Annotated in this window: 25 protein-coding genes; 15 read left to right on the forward strand and 10 right to left on the reverse strand. The window is 70.4% G+C overall.

From position 1 onward, the window contains the following. Nucleotides 1-7: 7 nt before the first annotated feature. Nucleotides 8-1,252, reverse strand: a complete 1,245-nt coding sequence (locus tag IEY79_RS22750; RefSeq protein WP_189109410.1) for an acyl-CoA dehydrogenase family protein — start codon at nt 1,250-1,252, stop codon at nt 8-10. A 153-nt stretch (nt 1,253-1,405) separates the two neighbouring features. Here IEY79_RS22750 and IEY79_RS22755 point away from each other — a divergent pair, with 153 nt between their 5' ends. Beyond that, complete coding sequence (locus IEY79_RS22755) at nt 1,406-2,050, forward strand: TetR/AcrR family transcriptional regulator (protein ID WP_189109411.1); 645 nt, start codon at nt 1,406-1,408, stop codon at nt 2,048-2,050. A gap of 34 nt (nt 2,051-2,084) precedes the next feature. Here the strand turns inward: IEY79_RS22755 and def are convergent, their stop codons facing one another. Then, nucleotides 2,085-2,621, reverse strand: a complete 537-nt coding sequence (def, locus tag IEY79_RS22760) for a peptide deformylase (protein ID WP_189109412.1) — start codon at nt 2,619-2,621, stop codon at nt 2,085-2,087. Nucleotides 2,622-2,895: 274 nt separating this feature from the next. Here def and IEY79_RS22765 point away from each other — a divergent pair, with 274 nt between their 5' ends. From IEY79_RS22765 to IEY79_RS22815, 11 genes are all read left to right on the forward strand, one after another. Beyond that, nucleotides 2,896-4,173 carry an ROK family protein gene (locus IEY79_RS22765; RefSeq protein ID WP_189109413.1) on the forward strand — a complete coding sequence of 426 codons (1,278 nt, stop codon included), beginning with the start codon at nt 2,896-2,898 and terminating at the stop codon, nt 4,171-4,173. A gap of 5 nt (nt 4,174-4,178) precedes the next feature. Then, nucleotides 4,179-5,468, forward strand: coding sequence for an extracellular solute-binding protein (locus tag IEY79_RS22770; RefSeq protein WP_189109414.1), 1,290 nt, complete (start codon nt 4,179-4,181; stop codon nt 5,466-5,468). 16 nt (nt 5,469-5,484) lie between these two features. Further along, nucleotides 5,485-6,459 carry a carbohydrate ABC transporter permease gene (locus tag IEY79_RS22775; RefSeq protein ID WP_189109415.1) on the forward strand — a complete coding sequence of 325 codons (975 nt, stop codon included), beginning with the start codon at nt 5,485-5,487 and terminating at the stop codon, nt 6,457-6,459. Further along, nucleotides 6,456-7,283: a carbohydrate ABC transporter permease gene (locus IEY79_RS22780; RefSeq protein WP_189109416.1), complete on the forward strand. Its 828-nt coding sequence runs from the start codon at nt 6,456-6,458 to the stop codon at nt 7,281-7,283. The genes IEY79_RS22775 and IEY79_RS22780 overlap by 4 nt, the downstream gene beginning before the upstream one ends. Nucleotides 7,284-7,348: 65 nt before the next feature. Further along, complete coding sequence (locus tag IEY79_RS22785; RefSeq protein WP_189109417.1) at nt 7,349-8,818, forward strand: glycoside hydrolase family 3 protein; 1,470 nt, start codon at nt 7,349-7,351, stop codon at nt 8,816-8,818. Between the two features lie 68 nt (nt 8,819-8,886). Next, the gene (gene nagA, locus IEY79_RS22790; protein ID WP_268240599.1) at nt 8,887-10,020 is read left to right on the forward strand and encodes an N-acetylglucosamine-6-phosphate deacetylase; all 1,134 of its coding nucleotides are present in this window, start codon (nt 8,887-8,889) and stop codon (nt 10,018-10,020) included. Between the two features lie 367 nt (nt 10,021-10,387). Beyond that, the gene (locus tag IEY79_RS22795) at nt 10,388-11,626 is read left to right on the forward strand and encodes a MurT ligase domain-containing protein (protein ID WP_189109419.1); all 1,239 of its coding nucleotides are present in this window, start codon (nt 10,388-10,390) and stop codon (nt 11,624-11,626) included. 32 nt (nt 11,627-11,658) lie between these two features. Continuing rightward, nucleotides 11,659-12,387, forward strand: a complete 729-nt coding sequence (locus tag IEY79_RS22800; RefSeq protein ID WP_189109420.1) for a type 1 glutamine amidotransferase — start codon at nt 11,659-11,661, stop codon at nt 12,385-12,387. Between the two features lie 138 nt (nt 12,388-12,525). Then, the gene (locus IEY79_RS22805; protein WP_189109421.1) at nt 12,526-13,551 is read left to right on the forward strand and encodes a 6-phosphofructokinase; all 1,026 of its coding nucleotides are present in this window, start codon (nt 12,526-12,528) and stop codon (nt 13,549-13,551) included. A gap of 150 nt (nt 13,552-13,701) precedes the next feature. After that, a complete protein-coding gene (locus IEY79_RS22810; RefSeq protein WP_189109422.1) occupies nt 13,702-14,652 on the forward strand; it encodes a cytochrome c oxidase assembly protein in 951 nt (316 codons plus the stop codon). A 67-nt stretch (nt 14,653-14,719) separates the two neighbouring features. Continuing rightward, on the forward strand, nt 14,720-14,884 hold the full coding sequence (locus tag IEY79_RS22815; protein WP_189109423.1) for a hypothetical protein: 165 nt from the start codon (nt 14,720-14,722) through the stop codon (nt 14,882-14,884). Between the two features lie 44 nt (nt 14,885-14,928). On the opposite strand, the gene IEY79_RS22820 is transcribed toward IEY79_RS22815, so the two are convergent. After that, nucleotides 14,929-15,318, reverse strand: a complete 390-nt coding sequence (locus IEY79_RS22820) for a winged helix-turn-helix transcriptional regulator (RefSeq protein WP_189109424.1) — start codon at nt 15,316-15,318, stop codon at nt 14,929-14,931. Between the two features lie 185 nt (nt 15,319-15,503). Between IEY79_RS22820 and IEY79_RS22825 the strand changes: the two genes are divergently transcribed. Then, on the forward strand, nt 15,504-16,475 hold the full coding sequence (locus IEY79_RS22825) for an NADP-dependent oxidoreductase (protein WP_229701048.1): 972 nt from the start codon (nt 15,504-15,506) through the stop codon (nt 16,473-16,475). A gap of 7 nt (nt 16,476-16,482) precedes the next feature. Here IEY79_RS22825 and IEY79_RS22830 read toward each other — a convergent pair whose 3' ends face one another. Then, on the reverse strand, nt 16,483-16,956 hold the full coding sequence (locus IEY79_RS22830; RefSeq protein WP_189109425.1) for a DUF2000 domain-containing protein: 474 nt from the start codon (nt 16,954-16,956) through the stop codon (nt 16,483-16,485). A gap of 73 nt (nt 16,957-17,029) precedes the next feature. Here IEY79_RS22830 and IEY79_RS22835 point away from each other — a divergent pair, with 73 nt between their 5' ends. Both IEY79_RS22835 and rpmG read left to right on the forward strand, forming a co-directional pair. Next, nucleotides 17,030-17,536 (forward strand): Lrp/AsnC family transcriptional regulator, encoded by a 507-nt coding sequence (locus tag IEY79_RS22835; RefSeq protein WP_189109426.1) that lies wholly within the window; start codon nt 17,030-17,032, stop codon nt 17,534-17,536. Nucleotides 17,537-17,593: 57 nt separating this feature from the next. Further along, a complete protein-coding gene (gene rpmG, locus IEY79_RS22840) occupies nt 17,594-17,758 on the forward strand; it encodes a 50S ribosomal protein L33 (protein WP_189109427.1) in 165 nt (54 codons plus the stop codon). Nucleotides 17,759-17,844: 86 nt separating this feature from the next. Here rpmG and IEY79_RS22845 read toward each other — a convergent pair whose 3' ends face one another. The 6 genes from IEY79_RS22845 to IEY79_RS22870 all read right to left on the reverse strand — a co-directional run bounded on the left by IEY79_RS22845 (nt 17,845) and on the right by IEY79_RS22870 (nt 21,722). Next, nucleotides 17,845-19,005: an SPFH domain-containing protein gene (locus IEY79_RS22845; protein ID WP_189109428.1), complete on the reverse strand. Its 1,161-nt coding sequence runs from the start codon at nt 19,003-19,005 to the stop codon at nt 17,845-17,847. Between the two features lie 64 nt (nt 19,006-19,069). Next, nucleotides 19,070-19,291: an NfeD C-terminal domain-containing protein gene (locus IEY79_RS22850; protein WP_189109429.1), complete on the reverse strand. Its 222-nt coding sequence runs from the start codon at nt 19,289-19,291 to the stop codon at nt 19,070-19,072. Nucleotides 19,292-19,412: 121 nt separating this feature from the next. After that, nucleotides 19,413-19,874: a hypothetical protein gene (locus tag IEY79_RS22855; RefSeq protein ID WP_189109430.1), complete on the reverse strand. Its 462-nt coding sequence runs from the start codon at nt 19,872-19,874 to the stop codon at nt 19,413-19,415. A gap of 44 nt (nt 19,875-19,918) precedes the next feature. Continuing rightward, nucleotides 19,919-20,317 (reverse strand): cupredoxin domain-containing protein, encoded by a 399-nt coding sequence (locus IEY79_RS22860; protein WP_189109431.1) that lies wholly within the window; start codon nt 20,315-20,317, stop codon nt 19,919-19,921. 38 nt (nt 20,318-20,355) lie between these two features. Then, nucleotides 20,356-20,922 carry a COG4315 family predicted lipoprotein gene (locus tag IEY79_RS22865; protein WP_189109432.1) on the reverse strand — a complete coding sequence of 189 codons (567 nt, stop codon included), beginning with the start codon at nt 20,920-20,922 and terminating at the stop codon, nt 20,356-20,358. A gap of 188 nt (nt 20,923-21,110) precedes the next feature. Then, the gene (locus tag IEY79_RS22870; RefSeq protein WP_189109433.1) at nt 21,111-21,722 is read right to left on the reverse strand and encodes a hypothetical protein; all 612 of its coding nucleotides are present in this window, start codon (nt 21,720-21,722) and stop codon (nt 21,111-21,113) included. Nucleotides 21,723-22,645 lie beyond the last annotated feature (923 nt).

Raw genomic sequence — 22,645 nt, forward strand, 5'->3', positions numbered from 1 at the left:
CGTCGCCTCAGCGGATCGGCATCCCCGACAGCGTCCGCGCGATGACCAGGCGCTGGATCTCGCTGGTGCCTTCGAAGATCGTGTAGATCGCGCTGTCGCGGTGCATCCGCTCCACCGGGTACTCCCGGGTGAATCCGTTGCCGCCGAGGATCTGCACCGCCTGCGCGGTGACCTCCTTCGCCGCCTCGCTCGCGTAGAGCTTCGACATGGAGCCCTCCGCGGCGGTGAAGGGCTTGCCCGTGGCCGCCATCCAGGAGGCGCGCCACACGAGCAGCCGGGCCGCGTCTATCTGGGTGCGCATGTCGACGAGCTGGAACGCGATGCCCTGGTTGTCGATGATCGGGCGGCCGAACTGGCTGCGGGTCTTGGCGTAGTCGAGCGCCACCTCGTAGGCGGCGCGGGCCGTGCCCACCGCCATGGCGCCGACGGCGGGGCGTGAGGCCTCGAAGGTCGCCATGGCGGCGTTCTTCACGCGCTCGCCGCCGCCCGTCGCGCCCCCGCCGCCCGCCCTGGCCTCGCGGGCGCGGGCCAGCCGCTCGTCCAGCTTCTCCTTGCCGCCCAGCAGGCAGTGGCCGGGGACGCGGACGTCCTCCAGGACCACCTCGGCCGTGTGCGAGGCGCGGATGCCGTGCTTCTTGAACTTCTGGCCCTGGGAGAGGCCGGGCGTGGCGGGCGGCACGATGAAGGAGGCGTGCCCCTTGGAGCCGGCCCCGGGGTCCACGACGGCGACCACGACATGCACATTGGCGATGCCGCCGTTGGTCGCCCAGGTCTTGGTGCCGTTGAGGACCCACTCGTCCTTCGCCTCGTCGTAGACCGCGCGGGTGCGCATGGCGGCGACGTCCGATCCGGCGTCGGGCTCGGAGGAGCAGAACGCGGCGACCTTCACGTCGTCCGCGTCGCCGTACATCTGCGGTATCCAGGTGCCTATCTGCTCCTCGGTGCCGTTGGCGAGCACACCGACGGCGGCGAGTCCGGTGCCGACGATCGACAGGGCGATGCCCGCGTCACCCCAGAACAGCTCCTCCATCACCATGGGGATGGAGAGGCCCGTGGGGTCGAAGTACTGCTGTGCGTAGAAGTCGAGGGAATAGACGCCGACCTTGGCGGCTTCCTGGATCACGGGCCATGGAGTCTCCTCCCGCTCGTCCCACTCCGCGGCGGCCGGGCGGATGACATCGGCGGCGAACCCGTGCAGCCAGTCGCGTACATGCTTCTGGTCATCGTTGAGTTCGAACGTGAACTCGGCCATCGTCATCCTCCAGCACTGCTGTTACTTACGGTAACACAAGTCTGTTACCGGCAAGTAGAGGATGTCAACCTGCGGCAGTCTGATCTGCGGGGACGGCGGCCTTGGTGTTACGTTGCCGGGGCGTCACGGAATCGCTCGGGCGGGGAGACACTCATGGGGACCACACAGCAGGCCGACCAGCACCGCTCAGCCCATCAGCGGCGCCGCCAACTCCTGGAGGCCGCCGACCGGGTCGTGCTGCGTGACGGCCCGAAAGCCTCCATGAACGCGATCGCGGCGGAGGCGGGTATCACCAAGCCGATCCTCTACCGCCACTTCGGCGACAAGGGCGGGCTCTACCGCGCCCTGGCGAAGCGTCATACGGACGCGCTGCTCAGCGCGTTGAAGGCGGCGCTCGACGCGCCCGCCGACCGCCGCGAGCGGGTGGAGGCCACGCTCGACACGTATCTCGCCGCGATCGAGGCGCGTCCCCAGGTGTACCGCTTCCTGATGCATCCCGCCGAGGACAGCCAACTCCCCGAGCAGGGCTTCGACGTGGGCCGGCACTCGGCGCCGCTGCTGCGCCGCCTCGGCGAGGAGCTGGCCGTCGTCATCGAGGAGCGGGTCGACCTCGGCCCGGGGAGCGCGCAGCTGGCCCGTGTCTGGGGCCATGGGATCGTCGGCATGATGCACGCGGCCGGTGACTGGTGGCTCGGCGAACGCCCTTGCTCCCGCGCCCAGTTGGTGAGCAGTCTGGCCGATCTGCTGTGGGGCAGGCTGTCGGCGGTGGCCGACCGGGCGGGCAGCCCCGGGCTCTGACACGTCCGCCCGGGGGTACGAGGCGGCCCGGCGCTCAGCTCCAGGACGCGCGCCGCGCCGCCCGCAGCAGCTTGGCCCGGCGCAGACCCGTCAGCCGGTCGGCGTAGACCAGCCCCTCCAGATGGTCGCACTCGTGCTGGAGGCAGCGCCCGAAGAAGCCTGTGCCGTGAATCCGTACGGGCTCACCGTCCACCGTCACGCCCTCCACCACCGCGTGGTCGAACCGCTCCGTGCCCGCTTCGAGGCCGGGCAGCGAGAGGCAGCCCTCGGGCCCCCGTACGGTGACCCCGTCCGCCTCCACCAGCCGGGGATTGACGACGTGTCCGAGATGGCGGACGTCCTCGTCGTCGGGGCAGTCGTACACGAACACCTGTAGCGGCACCCCGATCTGGTTCGCCGCGAGGCCGACCCCGCTCGCCCGGTACATCGTCGCGAACAGGTCCTCGACCAGCCGCGCGAGTCGCGGCCCGAAGTCCGTGACGGGCGCGCAGGGGGCGTGCAGGGCCGGGTCGCCGAGCAGCCGCAGGGGACGCACCCGTCCGGCGCTGCCGGGGATCGGCCGGTTTCGCATGGTCTCGACGCTCCGTCCCGGCCGGTTACCGGCGCACCGGCCGTCGATGGGTGCCGAGTTCGCTTGCCGTCATCGCGCCAGGGTACGTCGTCGCCGGGAGCGGGAGCCGCACGGGTGACGGCTCCGCCCAGGGAAGCACGGACCCGAACTGTGTGACGGGCGTGGCGGGTGGGTCGTCGCGGTTATCTGAATGTGATGTGCCGCATGTCTGGTTTTCGTCGCTCACCTGTGCCTAAAGTTGCGCCACCAAATTAATCTCAGAGTGAGAGGAATTGTGGCAACTACCTCGCTCCCCCGCACCTCCAACCGCAGCGCCGTGATCGCGGCCCTGCTGTCCGGCGCGGACACGGACCGTCAACGGCTCGTCGCGGACACCGGCCTGAGCCGGGCCACGGTGTTCCGCATCGTGGACGACCTGATGGCCGAGTCCCTCGCCCTGGAGGGTTTCCGGGTGCTCCGGGAGGGCCCCGGCAGACAGTCGACGTCCGTGAGTTTCAACCACCGCTCCGCTCTGGTCTGCGGAGTCGACCTCGGCGGCACCAACTGCCGTGTGGTGGTGGCGGACGCGCTGGGCCGCGCGATCATCAGGAGCCGGGACACCACGCCGCGCGACGCGACGGCGGACGAACTCGCCGCCTGGGTGGCCGGCCGGATCACCGATCTCGTCGAGCGGCACGGCGACGGCGTCCCCCTGCACACCGTCACGATCGGCCTGCCCGGTGTCGTCACCGGCGACGGACGGTCCGTCGTCGCATCGCACAATCTCGGCCAGATCAAGGGCACCGGATTCATCGAGAAGGTCTCCGCCCTCGTGGGCGTGGAGACCGAGGTCGGCAACGACTCCAACCTCGCCCTGCGGGGCGAACTCCAGTACGGATCGCTGCCGGACCGGGAGACCGCCGTACTGCTCGCCATGGGCACCGGCCTCGGTTCCGCCGTCTCCATCGACGGACAGGTGCTGCTCAGCAGGACCGGTCTGCTCGGCGAGTTCGGCCGCCTCCCGCTGCCCGGCCGCGAGGAGCGGCTGCGCGATCTGCTGTCCGGGGCCGACCTGGTGGCGTACGCGCGTGGCAGAGGCGTGGACGTGCCGACGGCGCGGGCGCTGTTCGCGGACCCGGAGGCGTACGCGCCGCTGCTGTCCGAGGTGCACGGCGCGCTGGCCCATCTCGTCACGATCGTCGCGCTCTCCTACGAGCCCGCCACAGTGGTCCTCACCGGCGGTTTCTCGGAGTCCTTCGACACCGCGCGGCTGGCCGCCATCAGCGACCAGGTCGCCGACACCGTCGGCGTCCGCAGCGTGGTGCGCCGATCGGACCTCGGCGACTCGGCGGGCCTGCTCGGCTCGATGGCGACCTCGCTGGGCCGTCTCTACGACTCGCTCGGCGTCAGCGCCGAGGACGCGGCCTCCGTGGCCGTCGACCGCGACCTGATCATCCGCCGTCTCGCGGACTGTCCCACCTCCCCCACGGCCCCGGCCGCCGGCGCCAGCACTTCCGGCACCGACGACGCGACCACCCGCACCACCCACGACGAGCAGATGGCAGAAGGGTGACAACGATGAATCGATCACGGACCCGGTGCGCACTCGCGGCACTTCCGGTCCTCGCGCTCACGCTCACGGCGTGCGGCGGTGGCGGGGTGGCGAAGTCCGACTCCGACAACAAGCTGACGATCTGGATGATGACCGGCGGGCCCGGCGACAACCCTCTGATCAAGGAGGCGACCGCCGAGTTCAAGAAGGACCATCCGGACATCGACGTCGACATCCAGATACAGCAGTGGGACGGTGTCGCGACCAAGATCACCACGGCGCTGGCCAGCGGCAACCCGCCGGACATCGTGGAGATGGGCAACACCCAGACCCCGCTGCAGACCTACTCCGGCGGCCTCGCCGACCTCACGGAGGACAAGAAGTCCTTCGAGGGCTCCGACGGCTGGCTGGACGGTCTCTCCGCCCCCTCCGAGTTCGACGGCAAGCTGTACGCCGTCCCGCTCTACGGCGGCACCAAAGTGGTCATGTACAACAAGAAGATGTTCGCGGAAGCGGGCATCACCTCACCCCCGAAGACCCTCGCCGAACTCCAGGAGCACTGCGGCGCGCTGGCGGAGTCGAACAAGGGGACGGCCAACTTCTCCGGCTTCTACCTGCCGGGCCAGTACTGGTTCAACGGCATGCCCTTCCTCTTCGCCAAGGGCGGCAAGGTCGCCTCGCAGAAGGACGGCGAGTGGAAGGCCGAGATGTCGTCGGCGGCCAACCAGTCCGGCCTCAAGGCATGGAAGAACTTCCAGAACACCTGCTCCACCCCGTCCTCCCGCGGCGTCAACACCGACAGCCCCGACCAGGACCAGCTGTTCGCCGACGGCAAGGCCGCCATGGCCTACGTCAAGGCGTGGGAGCCGGCCGCCGTCATCGAGAAGAACCCGGAGATGAAGGAGAACATCGGCTTCTTCGCGATGCCGGGCTACGACGGGAACAGCACGATGCCCGTGATCGTCTCCGGGTCGACCATCGGTATCGCGGCGGGCAGCCCCGACCGGGACGCCGCCGAGGACTGGCTGCGGGTCGTCTCCGGCGAGAAGTTCCAGCAGCGGATGGCGCTGAAGCTCAATCTGCTGCCGATCTCCCCGGAGTTCACCCCGGCCGGCGTGCCCGAGCAGCTGACGGTGGCCTCCCAGGCCAGCAAGGTGAGCCAGCCGCTGCCGAACAGTCCCGGCGAGGCCACGCTTGAGACCGAGCGCTACAACGAACAGTTCTTCTCGAAGATCGCGAGCGGTGCGGACATCGCCTCGTCGTCCGCCGCGTACGACAAGCACGCGACGGAAGCCTTCAACTCGCTGAGCGACTGACACCCCTGGACGCCTGATGGCACTCACTGAGAAGCACCGTCCGGTGCGCGCACCGGACAGGGACCGCCGCACCGGGCCACCGGGCCGGCGCGGTCCGGCACGGCGGTCCCGGATGCTGCCCTGGGCGATGATCGCCCCCGCGCTGGCCGCGCTCCTGCTGATCCAGGGTTATCCCCTGGTCCGGCTGCTCACCCTGTCGACGCAGGAGTTCGGCCCCCGCTCGCTGTTCACCGGGCAGTCGGACTTCATCGGCCTGGACAACTTCACCCGGATCTTCACGGACGCCGACTTCCTGGCGGTCCTGCTGCGGACCGTGGTGTTCACGCTGGTGTGCGTGACGCTGCTGATGGTGCTGGGATTCCTGATCTCGCACCTGCTGATGGGCATCTCGCCGTGGGCCCGCGTCGTGACCACCGTCTGTCTGGTGCTGGTGTGGGCGATGCCCATGGTGGCGGCGACGCTGGTCTGGCAGTGGATGTTCCAGCCGCAGTACGGCGTCGCCAACTGGCTGCTCACCCAAGTCCGGGTGTTCGGGGACATGTCGGTCTACGACTGGTTCTCGCACCCCACCCAGGCGCTGGGCCTGATCATCCTGCTGACGGTCTGGAAGGGGCTGCCGTTCGTCGCGCTGACCCTGTTCGCCGCCCGCGGCCAGATACCCGAGTCCCTGTACGAGGCGGCCCGCCTCGACGGCGCGGGGACCCTCCAGACGTTCCGCAGCATCACCATTCCGATCATGCGGCCCGTCCTCGCCATCCTCACCATCCTCGAAGTGATCTGGTCGGTGAACTCGTTCACCCCGATCTGGGTGCTGACGCAGGGCGGTCCCGACGGGGCGACCACCACGCTCGGCGTGTACGCGTACATCACCGCGTTCAGCCGTAACGAGTACGGCAGCGGCGCTTCGGTCGCGGTGGTGACCGTGGTGATCCTCGCCCTGTTCTCCGTCGCCTACGTCCGCAGGCTGTCCCGGCAGGGAGATGTCGTATGAGAACCCGCAGTCGGCGCGGCGTGAACAACACGATCGCGATGGCCGTGTCCGCCGTGATGGTGTTCCCCGTCTACTGGATGGTCGCCACCGCCCTCAAGGAGCGGTCGGACATCCTCAGTTCGGTACCGAAGTTCATCCCCTGGCCGATCAGCCTGGAGAACTTCACCCGGGCGCTGGACAAGCCGGGCTTCTGGGTGTTCGTCCGCAACTCGCTGACGGTCACGCTCTCCTCGGTGGTCCTCTCGCTGATCATCTCGCTGTTCGCGGCGATCGCGATCGCGCGGTTCCGGTTCGCCGGCCGCAAGGCGGTGCTGACCATCCTGGTGCTGGTGCAGATGGTGCCGGCTGCGGCCATGGTCATCCCGGTGTATCTGATGCTCAGGTCCGTCGGCGGACTGGACTTCCTGCCGGGCCTCGTCCTGACGTACATGACGTTCGTGCTGCCGTTCACGATCTGGACGCTGCGCGGGTTCGTGGAGGGTGTTCCCGTCGAGCTGGAGGAGGCCGCGCTCGTCGACGGGTGCGGGCGGTTCCAGATGTACGTACGGGTACTGCTGCCCCTGCTGATGCCGGGCATCGTGGCGACGTCGATCTTCGCCTTCGTCAACGCGTGGGACGACTACATCTTCGCCTACGTGATCATGAAATCCCAGGAGAACTACACGCTGCCGGTCTGGCTGGTGTCGTTCAAGACCTCGGAGAGCGTCGACTACGGCGCGATGATCGCGGCCTCGACGATCTTCTCCGTCCCCGTTCTCGTCTTCTTCCTGCTGGTGCAGCGCCGCCTCGTGGGCGGCATGACCAGCGGCGCCGTCAAGGGCTGACCGGGCCCGCGCCGCCACACACACATCACCGCACAACGATCAACCGCAAGGTGAGGAATCGAATCATGACCGAGCTGTCCCGGCTCGCCCACGGCGTGCTGTTCCCCGCGCTCGGACGCAGAACCGTCCCCAGGTGGGCGCGCGCCCGGGTCGCCGAAGGACTCGGCGGCTTCGTCCTGTTCGGCAAGGACATCGCCTCCGCCGAACAGGTGCGGGAGCTGACCACGGCCCTGCACGGCCTCCGTGACCATGTGCTGCTCTCCGTCGACGAGGAGGGCGGCGACGTCAACCGGCTGGAGGGCTACGGCGGTACGTCCGTACCGGGCAATCACGCCCTGGGCCGCCTCGACGATCCCGCCCGGACCCGTGAGTCCGCCTACCAGATCGGCCTCTCCCTGGTGGAGGCCGGCATCGACTGGGACCTGGCGCCCGCCGTCGACGCGGCCGTCAACCCCCTGTCCCCCAACGGCATCCGCACCTTCGGCGCCGATCGCGCGCTGGTCGCCAAGCACGCGGCCGCCTGGGTCGAGGGGCTCCAGGCGGCCGGGGTGAGCGCGTGCGCCAAGCACTTCCCCGGCCACGGTCTCAGCTCCACCGACGCCCATCTCGGCACGCCCACCGTGGACCTGTCCCGGCAGGAACTGGTGGACCACTACCTCGACCCGTTCCGTGCGGCCATCGCCGCCGGGGTCGACAGCATCATGGTGTCGCACGTCCACCTCAGCCGGCTGGACGACGTCCCGGCCACCATCAGCCCCGCCGTACTCACCGGTCTGCTCCGCGACGAGCTGGGCTTCGACGGCGTCGTGATCACCGACGCGCTGGAGATGCGCGGGATCGCCGACGTGGCGAGCCTGCCCGAGGCGGCCGTCCGGGCCGTCGCGGCCGGCGCGGACGCCCTGTGCCTGGGCGCGTGGGCGTTCGGCGACGACGTCGACGCGGCGGCGGCCGCCCTGGTGGCCGCGGTCGAGGACGGCACCCTGCCCGAGGAGCGGCTGCGCGAGGCCAACGCCCGGCTCGCCAAGCTCGGCACCCGGCCGCGCGCCACCGGCGTCGGGCACGACGACACCGTCGGCGAGCAGCAGGCCCGCGACGTCCTGGAGGTACGGGGCGACGTGGCGCTCAAGGGAGAGCGGGCCCTGGTCGTACGGCTCGACCCGACGCACTCGCCCGCGCAGGGCGGCGCCTCCTGGGGCGTGGAGGAGCCGCTGCGCGCGGCGGGCGTCGACGTCGAGGCTCTCGCGGTGGCGGGTGACACCTACAACGCAGAGGGCATGATCAAGGCCGAGGTCGGCCTGTATCTCGACGAGTTCGGGCCGGACGCCGACGTGGTGCTGCTGGTGCGCAGCTCGCACCGGTTCCCCTGGCAGGGGCCGGTCCTGGACGAGCTGCTGGAGCGGTACCCCCGCTGTGTGGTGGTCGACATGGGCGTACCGGGCCACGACTTCGGCGGCTTCCGGGGCTGGGTCCGCACCTTCGGAGCCTCACGCGTGTGCGCGCGGGCCGCGGTGGACGCGCTGCTGGGCGGGCGATGACGGCGGGCCGTCCGGTACCGGGATCCGCACGACAGGCCCCGGGGCCGGAAGGTGCCGGTGGCGGGCGGCTGTTCACCGGCGGCAGGTTCGTCACGCCTGACGCCGGGGTGAGGGACGGGTGGCTCCTCGTGCGGGACGGCCGTATCCACTCGATGGGTACCGGCGCCCCGCCCGGCACGCCGGAGCCCGTGGTGGATCTGGGCGGCCGGACCGTCGTGCCGGGGTTCGTGGACCCGCACTGCCACGGCGGCTGCGGGCACTCGGTCTACACGGGGGATCCCGCCGCCGTACGGGGGGCGGCGGCGGGTCATCTCGCGCGGGGTACGACCACGATGCTGGCGTCCGTCGCGACGGTCGAGCCGTCCGCGATGGAGACGGCCGTACGCGCGATCGCGTCGGTCATCGACGACGGGTCCGCGCCCAGTCTCGCGGGCATCCACTTCGAGGGCCCGTTCCTGTCGCCCCTGCGCCGGGGCGCGCAGACCCGCTCCGCGCTGCGCGACCCCGACCCCGCGCTGCTGGCGCGGCTGATCGACGCGGCGGGCGGGCACGCGGTGTCGATGACCGTGGCGCCGGAACTGCCCGGCGCGCCGGAGCTGATCCGGCGGTACGCGGACGTGCTGGTCTGCTGTCTGGGTCACACCGACGCGGACGCGGCCCGGTTCGCGCGGGCCACCGATCTCGGTGCCCGTGCGGTGACGCACCTGTTCAACGCGATGCCGCCGCTGCACCACCGGGAGCCGGGGCCGGTCGCCGCCGCGCTGCTGGACCCCCGGCTGGTCTGCGAACTCGTCCTGGACGGCCACCATCTGGCCGACGACACCGTCCGGCTGGCCCACCGGGTCGCGGGCCCCGACCGGCTGGTGCTGGTCAGTGACGCGATGCCGGCTGCGGGCATGCCGGACGGGGAGTACGCCTTCGCGGACCGCGAGGTGACCGTGGCGGGCGGGGTGGCGACGCTGCGCGGCACCGACACGCTCGCCGGGTCGACGCTGTTCGTCGCGGAGGCGTTCCGCAGGGCCGTGGCGACGGTGGGCATTCCGTTGGCGGACGCCGTACGGATGACGTCCGGCACCGCCGCCCGGCTGCTCGGGCTGAGCGACCGGGGCGAGCTGCGGCCGGGCCTGCGAGCCGACCTGGTCGAGCTCGACCAGGAGCTCCGACCCGCCCGGGTGTGGCTGGGTGGTGTGGAGGTGGGGTGAACATCCCGCGCAATACCTGGCCCCCGGCGGAGATCTGACGGACCGTCGGGGGCCGGCTGACGCGCCGGGCCGGCCGGAGTGGTCCACCACCTCCGCACAGGGCCCGGCTGTGCGCCGTACGGCCGCCGGACCGGCGGGAACGGGGCCGTACGGCCTGCGCGCGGGGTGCACCGCCCGCGGAAACACGCAGCTCGCCGGGCCGGGAACCGTCGCGCGGGCCACCGGCGGCTCCCTCGCGCGCCCGCCCGGCGGCTTCGTTCAGGCGTAGGTGTGACAACGATCGGTCCCATCTCCGGTGCCGTGGTTCGGGCCTGTGCGCGTATCTCGATAGGCTGAGCCCGGACCGACGCGAGGAGGATCAAGGACGATGGCAGGCAACACGGACCCGCTGTCGCCACGGGCCAAGCTGGCCGTGACGGCAGGCAAGGCCGCAGCGGCGGTGTCGCGCGCTGCGGGGCGCGGCAGCGGATCGGTGATCGGCGGCAAGGTGGCGTTGCGGCTCGACCCGGATCTGCTGGCGGCTCTGGCGCAGCATCTGGACGTCGTGCTCGTGTCGGCGACGAACGGCAAGACGACCACGACACGCCTGATCGCCGAGGCGCTGCGGGCCAGCGGCCCCGTGGTGTCGAACGCGCTGGGCGCGAACATGCCGGCCGGCATCACCTCCGCCCTCGCCGGCGGTTCGGACGCCAAGTACGGCGTGATCGAGGTCGACGAGAAGTACCTCGCCGGTGTCGCGCGCGACACCACGCCCAAGGCGATCGCCCTGCTCAATCTCTCCCGCGACCAGCTCGACCGCGCCGCCGAGACCCGTATGCTCGCCGAGCACTGGCGTGAGGGCCTGGCCGGTACGAAGGCCGTGGTCATCGCCAACGCCGACGACCCGCTGATCGTCTGGGCCGCCTCGTCGTCACCCAACGTGGTCTGGGTCGCCGCCGGCCAGGAGTGGAAGGACGACGCCTGGTCCTGCCCCGCCTGCGGCGGTGTGATGCAGCGGCCGGGCGACGACTGGTTCTGCGGTCAGTGCGGCTTCCGCCGGCCCGCGCCGAGCTGGGCGCTGCACGGTGACCATGTCCTGGACCCGCACGGCTCCGCCTGGCCGATCCACCTCCAGCTGCCCGGCCGCGCCAACCGCGCGAACGCCGCCACCTCCGCCGCCGTCGCCGCCACGTTCGGGGTGCCCCCGCAGGTCGCCCTGGAACGGATGTACCAGGTGCAGGCCGTGGCCGGCCGGTACGACGTGGTGTCCTTCCTCGGCCGTGATCTGCGGCTGCTGCTGGCGAAGAACCCGGCGGGCTGGCTGGAGACCTTCTCCCTCATCGACCCGCCGCCCACGCCCGTCATCCTCGCGGTCAACGCCCGCGGCGCCGACGGCACGGACACCTCCTGGCTCTGGGACGTCGACTACACCCGGCTGGCCGGTCACCCGATCTTCGTCATCGGCGACCGCAAGCTGGACCTGGCCGTGCGGCTGGAGGTCGCGGGCCTGGACTTCCGGGTGTGCGCGACCGCCGACGAGGCCGTGCAGATGGCGCCCCCCGGACGCATCGAGGCGATCGCGAACTACACGTCCTTCCAGGACCTGCGCCGGCGCGTCGGCAACTGAGACAGATGAAGTCCGAGAGGGACGAGCGAAGAATGAGTGACAACAGTCTGCGACTGGTCTGGATCTACCCGGACCTGCTGAGCACCTACGGCGACCAGGGCAACGCGCTGGTGGTGGAGCGCCGCGCCCGGCAGCGGGGTCTCGACGTCACGCGCGTGGACGTCCGCAGCGACCAGGCCGTACCGACCTCCGGCGACATCTACCTCATCGGTGGCGGCGAGGACCGGCCGCAGCGGCTGGCCGCCGAGCGGCTGCGCCGTGACGGCGGTCTCAACCGGGCCGTGTCCAACGGCGCGATCGTGTTCTCGGTCTGCGCCGGCTACCAGATCCTGGGCCACGAGTTCGTCAACGACCTCGGCGAGCGCGAGGGTGGTCTCGGACTGCTGGACGTGATCTCCACCCGTGGCGAGGGCGAGCGCTGTGTCGGAGACGTACTGGGCGACATCGACCCGCATCTCGGACTGCCGCCGCTGACCGGTTTCGAGAACCACCAGGGCATCACCCATCTCGGACCGAGTGCCCGCCCGTTCGCACGGGTCTCGCTCGGCCGGGGCAACGGCACGGGTGACGGCACGGAGGGCGCGTACAACGACACGGTGTTCGGTACGTACATGCACGGCCCGGTCCTGGCACGGAACCCGCTGATCGCCGATCTGCTGCTGAAGCTGGCCCTCGACGTCAACGCGCTGCCGCCGGCCGACGACCGGTGGTACGAGGCGCTGCGCGCCGAACGGATCGCCGCCGCGACGCAGCCGGCCTGACGCCTTCCGTTCGACCGAGGGGTGTCCAGCAGTCGGACGCCTGGTTCGGCCCCGCCACTCCGCGCCGGTAGGGTGGCGGGGATTCAGCCGGACGACGTGGTCCGGCCGTCGGCCCACGTTGCAAAGGTTCTCCGGGCAATGCGAATTGGTGTGCTCACCTCCGGCGGCGACTGCCCCGGTCTCAATGCGGTGATCCGGTCCGTGGTGCACCGCGCCGTCGTCGACCACGGTGACGAGGTCATCGGCTTCCACGACGGCTGGAAGGGTCTGCTGGAGTGCGACTACCGCAAGCTCGACCTGGACGCGGTCGGCGGCATCCTGGCCCGTGGCGGCACGATCCTCGGCTCCTCCCGGGTCCAGCCCGCGCACCTGCGTGACGGCGTGGAGCGCGCGAAGGGGCATGTGGCCGACCTGGGTCTCGACGCGATCATCCCGATCGGCGGTGAGGGCACGCTCAAGGCGGCCAACCTGCTCTCCGAGGCGGGGCTGCCGATCGTCGGCGTACCGAAGACCATCGACAACGACATCTCCTCCACGGATGTGACCTTCGGCTTCGACACCGCCGTCGGTGTCGCCACGGAGGCGCTGGACCGGCTGAAGACCACCGCCGAGTCCCACCAGCGTGTGCTGATCGTCGAGGTCATGGGGCGACAGACCGGCTGGATCGCGCTGCACTCGGGCATGGCCGCCGGTGCGCACGCCATCGTCGTCCCGGAGCGGCCCTTCGACATCGGGGAGCTGGCCGAGCTGGTCGGCAAGCGGTTCTCAGCGGGGAAGCGGTTCGCGATCGTGGTGGTCGCCGAGGGCGCCAAGCCGCGTGAGGGCTCCATGGAGTTCGACATCGGCGGCAAGGACATCTACGGGCACGAGCGCTTCGCGGGCGTCGCCAGGCAGCTCTCCGTCGAGCTGGAGGAGCGCCTGGGCAAGGAGGCGCGGCCGGTGATCCTGGGCCACGTCCAGCGCGGCGGGACGCCGACGGCGTACGACCGGGTGCTGGCGACGCGCTTCGGCTGGCACGCGGTGGAGGCGGCGCACCGCGGTGAGTTCGGCATGATGACCGCGCTGCGCGGTACGGACATCCGGATGGTGCCGCTCGCGGAGGCCGTCGAGACGCTGAAGACGGTGCCGGCGGAGCGCTACGCCGAGGCGGAGTGCGTGCTCTGAGGCGCTGATCCCTCGCCTCTCCGGCGTGAACCGCCCTTGTTCGTACGACGAACCGCCCCCGGCCGCGAACCGCGCCGGGGGCGGTTCTAGTCTGGTCCCGGGGTGCGGACACATCGCACCATTCGGGATCGTCGCAGCGGGAGAGCACGTATGGATCACGGCGGGCACGGCACGACGATGGATCTGCCGCCGTTCACGCTGGGCCGCGCACTGGAGTTCTCGCCCGACACCTTCTTCCTCGTCGGCTGTCTGCTGGCGCTCGCGCTGTACGGCTGGGGCGTCCTGCGGCTGCGCGCGCGGGGCGACAGCTGGTCGCCGGGCCGCACCATCCCGTTCGTGCTCGGCGTGCTGAGTGTGGCCCTGGTGATGTGCACCGCGCTGAACGACTACGGCATGGTCATGTTCAGCGTGCACATGGTCCAGCACATGGTGATCAGCATGGTCTCCCCGATCCTGCTGCTGCTGGGCGCGCCGGTGACTCTGGCGCTACGGGCGCTGCCCGTAGCGGGCGGGGGCCGCAAGGGACCGCGTGAGCTGCTGCTGGCACTGCTCCACAGCCGGTTCCTGCGTTTCGTGTCGCATCCCGCCTTCACCATCCCGCTGTTCATCGCGAGCCTCTACGGTCTCTACTTCACCTCGCTCTTCGACTTCCTCATGGAGTCGAAGCCGGGGCACATCGCGATGATGGTGCACTTCCTCTCCGTCGGCCTGATCTTCTTCTGGCCGATCATGGGAGTGGACCCGGGACCGCACCGGCCCGGCTATCTGATGCGGATGCTGGAGCTGTTCGCCGGGATGCCGTTCCACGCGTTCTTCGGGATCGCGCTGATGATGGCGAGCGAGCCGATGGTGCGGGCGTACGAGAACCCCCCGGCATCCCTGGGCATCGACCCGCTCTCCGATCAGAACGCCGCCGGCGGCATCGCCTGGGCCTTCAGCGAGATCCCGTCCGTCCTCGTGCTGATCGCGCTGGTGTACCAGTGGTACCGGTCCGACCAGCGCCAGGCGAAGCGCTCGGACCGGGCGGCCGACCGGGACGGTGACAAGGAACTGGCCGCGTACAACGCCTACCTCGCGTCGTTGCAGACACGCGGACAGTAGCGCGAAACCCCCCTTTCGGGTGACGATGGTCCTTACGGCCACGATCACGGCCGGGAGGAGGACGCCCATGTCCGGATCCGGATCCACCAAAACGATGGGGATCATCACCGTTGGCGCGCTCGTGGTCGTGACGGCCTACACCGCGGCGCTGGGGAGCAGCGGCTGGCTCTGGTTCGGGTGGGTGGTACTGGTGCTGGTGACGCTCGCGATGGTGGCGGCGCGCGGCAACTGACGCGCGCCGGACGCCACCGGGCGTTCACGGTCAGCCGGCCGCGGTCAGCCGGCGGCCGGCGAGAGACCGGGCTCGGGTGTCCGCGTCTCGTCCAGGTTGTTCTCCACCCAGGCACGCAACTGACCGAGCGGCACGGCGACTCCGCGCCCCAGCTCCGTCAGTTCGTACTCGACGTGGAGCGGGACGGCCGGGTAGACGGTGCGGTCCACGAAGCCGTGGTCCGCCAGTCGGCGCAGGGTGCTCGTGAGCACCTTGGGGCTGATTCCCTGAAGCCGCCGCTGGAGCGTGCCGAAGCGCTGCGGGCCCTCTTCGAGGGCGCCGATGGCGAGTGCGGCCCACTTGTTGGCCAGCAGGCCGAGGACGTCCCGGCAGGGGCACTGCGCGGCGTAGACGTCGTGCTTGTCGTGCCGCCCCGTCGTACAGGGGTGAGCCATGGGATCCGCCTTCGCCGCCGTGCCGCGCGCTCGCGCCACCGAACTGAACACTTCCCTTTGGATAGTAGTGTCCCTTGCGGGAAAGCAGTACCCGGGGAGTACTTTCGCGGTGTCGAAGATCCACCGACCGGGGCCGCGTCCTCCGCGCTCCCCCGGCACGCACTCTTTCAGGAGACTTGACCGACATGAGCAGTGAGCCGACGATGCGCGCGATCACCCAGGACTCCCTCGGCGGGCCCGAGGTGCTGCGTCTCACCGACCGTCCGCGGCCCAGCCCGCTACCGACCGAGGTGCTGGTACGGGTGCACGCGGCCGGGGTGAACCCGGTCGACTGGAAGTCGCGCGAGAGCGGCGGCATCGCCGGTCTTCTCGGCGCTCCCCCGTTCATCCTGGGCTGGGACGTGTCGGGTGTGGTGGAGGAGGTCGGCTTCGGTGTGCACACGCTGAAGGTGGGCGACGAGGTGTACGGGATGCCGTGGTTCCCGCGCCCGGCCTCCGCCTACGCCGAGTATGTGACGGCTCCCTCGCGGCAGTTCGCGCTCAAGCCCCGCACGCTCGACCACAACACGGCCGCCGGCGTGCCGCTGGTCGGGCTCACGGCCTGGCAGGCGCTGGTGGACGCGGCGCACGTGACAGCCGGGCAGCGGGTACTGATCCACGCGGCGGCGGGCGGCGTGGGCCATCTGGCGGTGCAGTTCGCGAAGCACCTCGGGGCGTATGTCATCGGGACGGCGAGCGCGGCGAAGCACGACTGGCTGCGCGAGCTGGGCGCGGACGAGGTCGTGGACTACACCCAGGTCCGCTTCGAGGAGGCCGTCGGCGACGTCGACGTCGTCATCGACCTGGTGGGCGAGGGCCACGACGCGACGACCAGCCGCTCGCTGGAGACCCTGCGGCCCGGCGGCACGATCGTCGCCGTACCGTCCGGTGTCGCGCCGGAAGTGCTCGACAGCGCCCGTGCGCGGGGACTGAACGCGACCGCCTTCCTGGTGGAGCCGGACGGGGTCTCCCTCACCCGGATCGCCGGGCTGATCGACGAGGGCGCGGTGCGCGTCGAGGTGGAGGGCGTCCTGCCGCTGGCCGACGCGGCCGAGGCGCACCGGCGGGTCCAGGGGGGCCGCACGCGCGGCAAGATCGTGCTGAGCGTGATGTCCTGACGATCCGTCAGGGCAGCAGGGGCAGTCTCCCGACGAGCTTGCCGATCCTGTTGCGCGGGCCGACGAGGCCGACCGCGAGATAGGTCAGGTCCTCGTGCCTGGTACCGGCGAGCAGGCCGAGGTACTCGTCGTAGATCCGGGACGTCTGGGCGGGCTCCGGCATGTCGACGACGAATACGTCCGCCTTGGCGCTCGCCTTCTCCCGCAGGGCGTGGAGGGTGACGGCGTCGGCGGCCAGGACGGCACAGCCCGCCCAGGGCAGTCCCGGGTGCACATGGCCCGAGCCGTCCCGGCCGTCGCCGCCGAGCAGGTCCGGCAGGGCCCTGCCGACGGCGGCGGCCATACAGGCGGCCGCGTTCACCGCACGGCCTGCGGGCAGGGACTCGTCGATGACGACGACCCACTTGAGCGGGGCCTGACGGGTGGAGAGGCCGGTCGTCGCGTCCGTGCGGAGCTGAGAGATGTCGTTCTGTACGGTCATGCCTCAGAACGGTAGGCAGTCATGCGTACGATGGTGAGTTCCGGCGCACTTCATACGGCCGAGGGGCGGAAACGTGGAACTTGATGCGCTCGACTGGGCTCTACTGCGGGAGCTCCAGCACGATGCACGGCAGACCAACCGCGATCTCGCGGCCAAGACCGGCGTCTCCCCGTCCACCTCGCTGGAGCGGGTCAAGATCCTTCGTGAGCGGGGGGTGATCGACGGCTTCCACGCCGCGCTCGATCTGGACGCGGTGGGCCGTCCCGTACAGGCGCTGATCTCCGTACGGATCCGGCCGCCCTCCCGGCCCGTCATCGAGGGGTTCCGCGAGTGGGCGGCGGGACTGCCCGAGACCATCGGGCTGTTCGTGACATCGGGCCCGCACGACTTCCTCCTGCATGTGGCGGTCCCCGACGTCGACGGGCTGTACGCCTTCGTCATCGACCGTCTCACCGAGCGCCGCGAGGTCGCGGACGTGCAGACGACGATGGTGTACGAGCACGTCCAGTCCCGGTCGATCTCCCGGCCCGCCGAGCAGAGCCGCGGGCGGGGTGCCCGGCGGCGGCGGGGGCCGGTGTAGAGCGGGGCACGGAGCGGGCCATTTTGAAAATGGGAACCATTATCGTATGATGTGGTCATGGCACACAACGAACTCCGTCCGGTGATCAAGCTCCGCTCCACCGCGGGCACCGGCCACACGTATGTCACCCGCAAGAACCGCCGCAGCGACGCGGACCGTATGGTCCTGCGCAAGTACGACCCGGTCGCCCGCCGGCACGTCGATTTCCGCGAAGAGCGCTGATCGCCGTACCGGCCCCCTGCAGACAGGCGTCGGGCGGACTCTTCCGAGTCCGCCCGACGCCTGCTGAGGGCAGGAACCCCTCACCGTCACTTGGTGGTGTCCACCTTCGCCGGTGCCTGTCCGTTCACGTTCGGCGCCGGGTCCCTGGTCTGATCGGCCGGTGCCCGGGTCGAACCGTTGTGATGCTGCAGCGAGTTGAGGATGGTCATGCCCTGGCCGACCAGCCCCGCCGCCATCTCGTTGACACCGTCGGTGCCGTTGAGGACGGTGAGGTTGGAGTCCGCCAGGCCCTTCGCCGCCGCGTCGGCGAGCTCCGGGAGGACCTCCACGACACGGTTGGCCGCGAGAAGCTCCTGGTTCCCGTCCCGCAGGGAGATGGCACGCGCGCTGTTCGCGTCGGCCTGCGCCTGCGCGAGCGTCCGCTGGCGGTACGCCTCCGCGTCCGCCGGGCGCCTGACCTCGGCCTCCAGCCGCTGGCCCGCCAGCATCGCCTGCCGCTCGGCCAGCGCCGTCTGCTCCTCGATGACGTCCTGCGAGGCCTTCGCCTGAGCGAGCGGACCCGCCTGGGAGGCACGCGCCCGCACCTGCTCGGTCTCCGCCTGGAAGCCGGCCCGCTTGATCGAGGTGTCCCTCTCGTACTCGGCCTTCAGCGCCTCCGCCTGCTGCTCGCGCTCGGCGGCCTCCTGGTCGGCGCGGGCCGCGGCGATACGGGCCTGGCTCGCGACAGCCGCGGCGTGCGGCGCCGCCAGGTTGTTGATGTAGCCGGTGGCGTCCTCGATCTCCTGGATCTGGAGGGCGTCCACCACGATGCCGAGCTTCTCCATCTCGCTGTGGCTGGCCGCCTTCACCTCCTGGGCGACCCGGTCCCGCTCCCGGATGATCTGCTCGACGGTCAGTCCACCGATGATGGACCGCAGGTGACCGGCGAAGATCCGGCCCACCAGCTCCTCCATCCGGTCCTGCTCGGCGAGGAAGCGCCGTGCCGCGTTGGCGATCGACACCGCGTCGTCACCGACCTTGAACACGGTCACCGCGCGGACGGTCAGCCGGATGCCCTGCTGGGTGACACAGTCCTCGGCTATCTCCGCCTCCCGCAACGCCAGGGAGAGCATGCGGGCCTTCTGCTTGATGGGAAGAACGAAACTGCCGTGACCGGTGACTATCCGGAACTGGGTGTCCTGGACCTGCCGTTTGGAACCGGATATGAGCATCGCCTCGTTCGGTGCTGGAACGCGCCAGAACAACATGAGGGAACTCCTGTCCTCAGTACACACTCACACACCGTGATCGGTGTCCGGTGGGCTTCCTGCTTCAGTCGGGAAGGGGCTCCACCATCACCGAGCGGGCCGAGACACGGTCGGTCACCAGTACCCGGACGTTGGTGGCGATCGGCCGGTCGCACCAGGCCGCGTACGCTTCCGAGCCGCCGCGTACGGCAACCAGTACTTCTCCGGGGCCGTCCGGCGGGATCGGGACCGTGATACGTCCGACCGCTCCCACCGGGCTCTGCGCAGAGTCATCTGTGACGGACATGGATCGTTGCCCTCACCTCCAGCGCTCAACACGCCCCCGGTATTTTCAGGCTACTCCGGGGGCGTGCGGATGGCCGGTCAAGGATTTGTCAATGGGCGGTCGGCCGGGCCGGCGGACCCGGTCAGTACAGGCGTCTGCCCCGGGGACGGAAGATCAGCAGATACGCCGTGGCCACGATGGCGACGGCCTCGACCACGACGGTGGCCTGCTTCTCGCCGAACCAGAGCGGTTCGTACATGTTCGGGAAGGGTCCGAGGACGCCCACGTTCACGTACCGGTACACGAGCAGGAGCGCGAGCCCGCCCGCCGCCACCAACCAGGCGAAGGCGTCGCCCAGGAACCGGCGCCAGACAAGCACGAGCAGCGCGGCCAGCGCGGAGAGACCCGCCTCGATCCGGAAAAGGTCGCCCTGGCTGATGTCCTCACTGATGGCGTCGTACTGCGGCGCGAGATCCGCGTGGTAGTACGCGTCGAGGGCCAGGGCCGCCGCTGCGAGCACCCGGGCCACGCCCCGCACGATGCGGCCGGCGCCGCCCCGGCGCCGGGGCGCGGCGTGCGCGGCGGTGGGGTGTGGTGACGACATGGGTGTCTCCATTCGCGCCCCAAGAACGGAGCCGGCTGCCGGGCTCACTTGACGGTGAGCGTGCCCTTCATGAACGGGTGGATCGTGCAGTCCCAGGGGAACTCCCCCGCCTTCGCCGGCGCGGTGACGGTGGCGCTCTTGCCGGGCGCGAGGTCGCCGGTGTCGAAGGAGGCACCCTTGGTCGCCGTCAGGGTGTGTGTGGTGGTGTCGTCGTTGATCACGGTGATCTTCGCCCCGGGCGCGACGGTCAGGGAGGCCGGCTGGAACTTGAAGTTGTCGATGGTGACCCGCGGCCCGCCCGCGGACGGACTGGCGGCCGACTTCGTCGCGCTGTCGCCGCCGCCGTCGCCGTCCGAACATCCGACGAGGGTTGTCAGAGCGAGGGCGCAGGCGGCGACGGCAACGGCGAACCGAGCCCGGCCGGTGGGGAACGAGAACGGCATGACGTCTCCGAGCGGTCGTGGACCGGAGCTACCGACTGTCAGTAACCGCCGCCACCGCTGCTGTTCCCGGAGTTCTTGGTGATCTTCTTGCCGGCCGGGTCCATGACGTACCACTTGGCGCCGAAGGCGTTGAGGCCCTGCCCGTTGGTCTGGCCGGCCTTCGTGTCATCGGCGAAGTGGTAGAGCGGGCGTCCGTTGTAGGTCACCTGCATGCTGCCGTCGTCGCGCTTCGTGGTCTTCAGCAGATTGGCCTTGAGCCCGCTGCCGGCGGCCGGCTTCGACTTCACGGTGTACGGCGGCCACTGCTGGGCGCACGCGCCGTTGCACATCGACTTGTTCTTGGTGTCCTTGTCGAACTCGTAGAGCGACATACCCTTGTTGTCGACCAGCATCTTGCCGAGGGAGCCGTTGTTCTTGACGTCGACGGTCGGCGCCGCGGACGACGACACCGCCGGGACCACCTCGGCCTCACGGCTGTCGGCGTGGTTGGTGTCGGTGTCGCTGGCGCTGCCATTGTCGCCACCGCCGTCCGAACAACCGGCCGCCGCGGTGGCGAGCAGCAGGGCGGAGGCCAGTGCGGTGACTGTCCTGGTGTGCCGTCTCATCAGGGACTCCTCGATCGTCGGCCGCCCGGGCGGGCAGCACGCGGCCCGCCCGATCGGGGCCGCTCGCCCCAAGTGCACAGCAGGGCCGACGGACCGGCCACCTGGGCTGGGCCGTCGGAGTGCGGCCCGGACGGGACCGAGGGAGTGGCGAGGAGTTGTGGTGGGACGGGGCGCCTGAGCCCGTTCGGTCAGGCTTCCTCGAAGTAGGCGTCGAGCACCGCGTCGAGGTCGGCCGTCCACTTCTTGAGGCTGCTCCGGGAGGGTGCGTCGACCTCCGACTGGTAGTGACGGCGGCCGGTGGTGTGCAGGGTGACGGTGAACCGGCGGGTGAATCTGGGGGTCTCGATCTCCACGGCGCCGATCTCGTCCCAGCCGAACTCCGCCTCGGTCTCGTCGAGCCGGAGGCGGACGCCGGTGCGGTCGGCGGTCATCGAGGCGCGGCGGTCGCTGACGTCGAAGACGGGACCGTCCTCGTCGGCGTCGTCGTCCGAGGCGTCCTTCTTGAAGGAGACAGCCCCGTTCGCGTCGTCCGCGTCGTCCGCCTTGTCGCCGGTCCCGGCGTCGGACGTCGAGTCGGCCTCCACGTCGGTCGGTCCGGACTCGTCGGCGGTTGCCGCCCGGGAGGCCTCGGCCCCTTCGGTCGGCTCTTCGGCCGTCTCCTCGTCGGTGGCCCCCGGAGGAACGTCCTTGGCGGCGTCGTCAGCCTCCTCTACGAGGCGGGGTGCCATGAGCCCAGGGATGTATCCGGGATCGGTCCCCGCGGCGGGTACGGGCTGGATTATCGGATCGATGCGCTCCACGGCTGGAGTATGGCGGATAAACCTGTGCGAGGAACACTCGGTAGCCGCATGACCCCCCAATTACGGTGAATGTGACGAGCCGCATGCCTCTTGAAGGCGAGTACCGGCCCATTCCCGACATAGCACTCGCCGAGGCGGGTGGAGCACGCCGGCCGGTACCCGGCGGCCGCGTCCGGACTCGCGTGCGGAGCTCCAAGACGGTGCCGTACGGCGGGACATGACGGACCGTGGGGTGATCGACCAGTCCTCGGTGTCCCCGGCCGGGAGGTAGGGGGCGAGGCCCGGAGAGCGGGGCTCGCATCCATGAGTTGAGGCACCGACGGCGCGCGATTCGACCTGGGCGTGAGCCCGCCGCACAGGCACGCCCCCCTACTCACCCCCTATTTATTCACCCCTATTCCTCAACCCCTATTTCGGTTCCGGTTGGAGCCGCGGGCCATCCTGACGGGCACGTTCCGGTCTTGGGCGGCGAAGGGCCCCGGCCGTTCCCCGCCCGGTCTCACGACGCCGCCACGGCCGCCCGGCCCGACGGCGGGGCCCGCACCTGACAGTCCACCTGCGGGGCGCCGTTGGCGGGGACGGAGTTCGGCGAGTTCGACAACGCCCATGCGCTATGTTTTCACCGCAGGAGCGCCCTTGCCCGAACGGGCCGTCTCGTCGCCCGCAAGCACCCGCACGTGACCGATATCTCCTGACCGGTATGGACTATGGCGCGAGGGAAAAGGGGTGCCTATTGTTTTTCAACAACCAGGTAAACAAATCCGCTGCGCGCCGCTCGCGCCCCCGTGCGCCTGCTATCTTAATTTCACCCACGCAGCTGCCGTCGGGCCCGTGCCCGCCGCACTATCCGCGGCAAACGGAATGCCGGAGACCGGGCAGTTCACCCACCGGGGCACGCAGCCGAGGCACCTTAAGGCCGACAC

The sequence above is a fragment of the Streptomyces camponoticapitis genome, from assembly GCF_014646115.1.
Taxonomy (GTDB): domain Bacteria; phylum Actinomycetota; class Actinomycetes; order Streptomycetales; family Streptomycetaceae; genus Streptomyces; species Streptomyces camponoticapitis.

Bases quoted from the DNA above. Each gene is read 5' to 3' on its own strand.
- IEY79_RS22750 (WP_189109410.1), bottom strand. From the start codon at position 1,252: ATGGCCGAGTTCACGTTCGAACTCAACGATGACCAGAAGCATGTACGC.
- IEY79_RS22755 (WP_189109411.1), top strand. From the start codon at position 1,406: ATGGGGACCACACAGCAGGCCGACCAGCACCGCTCAGCCCATCAGCGG.
- def (WP_189109412.1), bottom strand. From the start codon at position 2,621: ATGCGAAACCGGCCGATCCCCGGCAGCGCCGGACGGGTGCGTCCCCTG.
- IEY79_RS22770 (WP_189109414.1), top strand. From the start codon at position 4,179: ATGAATCGATCACGGACCCGGTGCGCACTCGCGGCACTTCCGGTCCTC.
- IEY79_RS22775 (WP_189109415.1), top strand. From the start codon at position 5,485: ATGGCACTCACTGAGAAGCACCGTCCGGTGCGCGCACCGGACAGGGAC.
- IEY79_RS22780 (WP_189109416.1), top strand. From the start codon at position 6,456: ATGAGAACCCGCAGTCGGCGCGGCGTGAACAACACGATCGCGATGGCC.
- IEY79_RS22785 (WP_189109417.1), top strand. From the start codon at position 7,349: ATGACCGAGCTGTCCCGGCTCGCCCACGGCGTGCTGTTCCCCGCGCTC.
- IEY79_RS22795 (WP_189109419.1), top strand. From the start codon at position 10,388: ATGGCAGGCAACACGGACCCGCTGTCGCCACGGGCCAAGCTGGCCGTG.
- IEY79_RS22800 (WP_189109420.1), top strand. From the start codon at position 11,659: ATGAGTGACAACAGTCTGCGACTGGTCTGGATCTACCCGGACCTGCTG.
- IEY79_RS22805 (WP_189109421.1), top strand. From the start codon at position 12,526: ATGCGAATTGGTGTGCTCACCTCCGGCGGCGACTGCCCCGGTCTCAAT.
- IEY79_RS22810 (WP_189109422.1), top strand. From the start codon at position 13,702: ATGGATCACGGCGGGCACGGCACGACGATGGATCTGCCGCCGTTCACG.
- IEY79_RS22815 (WP_189109423.1), top strand. From the start codon at position 14,720: ATGTCCGGATCCGGATCCACCAAAACGATGGGGATCATCACCGTTGGC.
- IEY79_RS22820 (WP_189109424.1), bottom strand. From the start codon at position 15,318: ATGGCTCACCCCTGTACGACGGGGCGGCACGACAAGCACGACGTCTAC.
- IEY79_RS22825 (WP_229701048.1), top strand. From the start codon at position 15,504: ATGAGCAGTGAGCCGACGATGCGCGCGATCACCCAGGACTCCCTCGGC.
- IEY79_RS22830 (WP_189109425.1), bottom strand. From the start codon at position 16,956: ATGACCGTACAGAACGACATCTCTCAGCTCCGCACGGACGCGACGACC.
- rpmG (WP_189109427.1), top strand. From the start codon at position 17,594: ATGGCACACAACGAACTCCGTCCGGTGATCAAGCTCCGCTCCACCGCG.
- IEY79_RS22845 (WP_189109428.1), bottom strand. From the start codon at position 19,005: ATGTTGTTCTGGCGCGTTCCAGCACCGAACGAGGCGATGCTCATATCC.
- IEY79_RS22850 (WP_189109429.1), bottom strand. From the start codon at position 19,291: ATGTCCGTCACAGATGACTCTGCGCAGAGCCCGGTGGGAGCGGTCGGA.
- IEY79_RS22855 (WP_189109430.1), bottom strand. From the start codon at position 19,874: ATGTCGTCACCACACCCCACCGCCGCGCACGCCGCGCCCCGGCGCCGG.
- IEY79_RS22860 (WP_189109431.1), bottom strand. From the start codon at position 20,317: ATGCCGTTCTCGTTCCCCACCGGCCGGGCTCGGTTCGCCGTTGCCGTC.
- IEY79_RS22865 (WP_189109432.1), bottom strand. From the start codon at position 20,922: ATGAGACGGCACACCAGGACAGTCACCGCACTGGCCTCCGCCCTGCTG.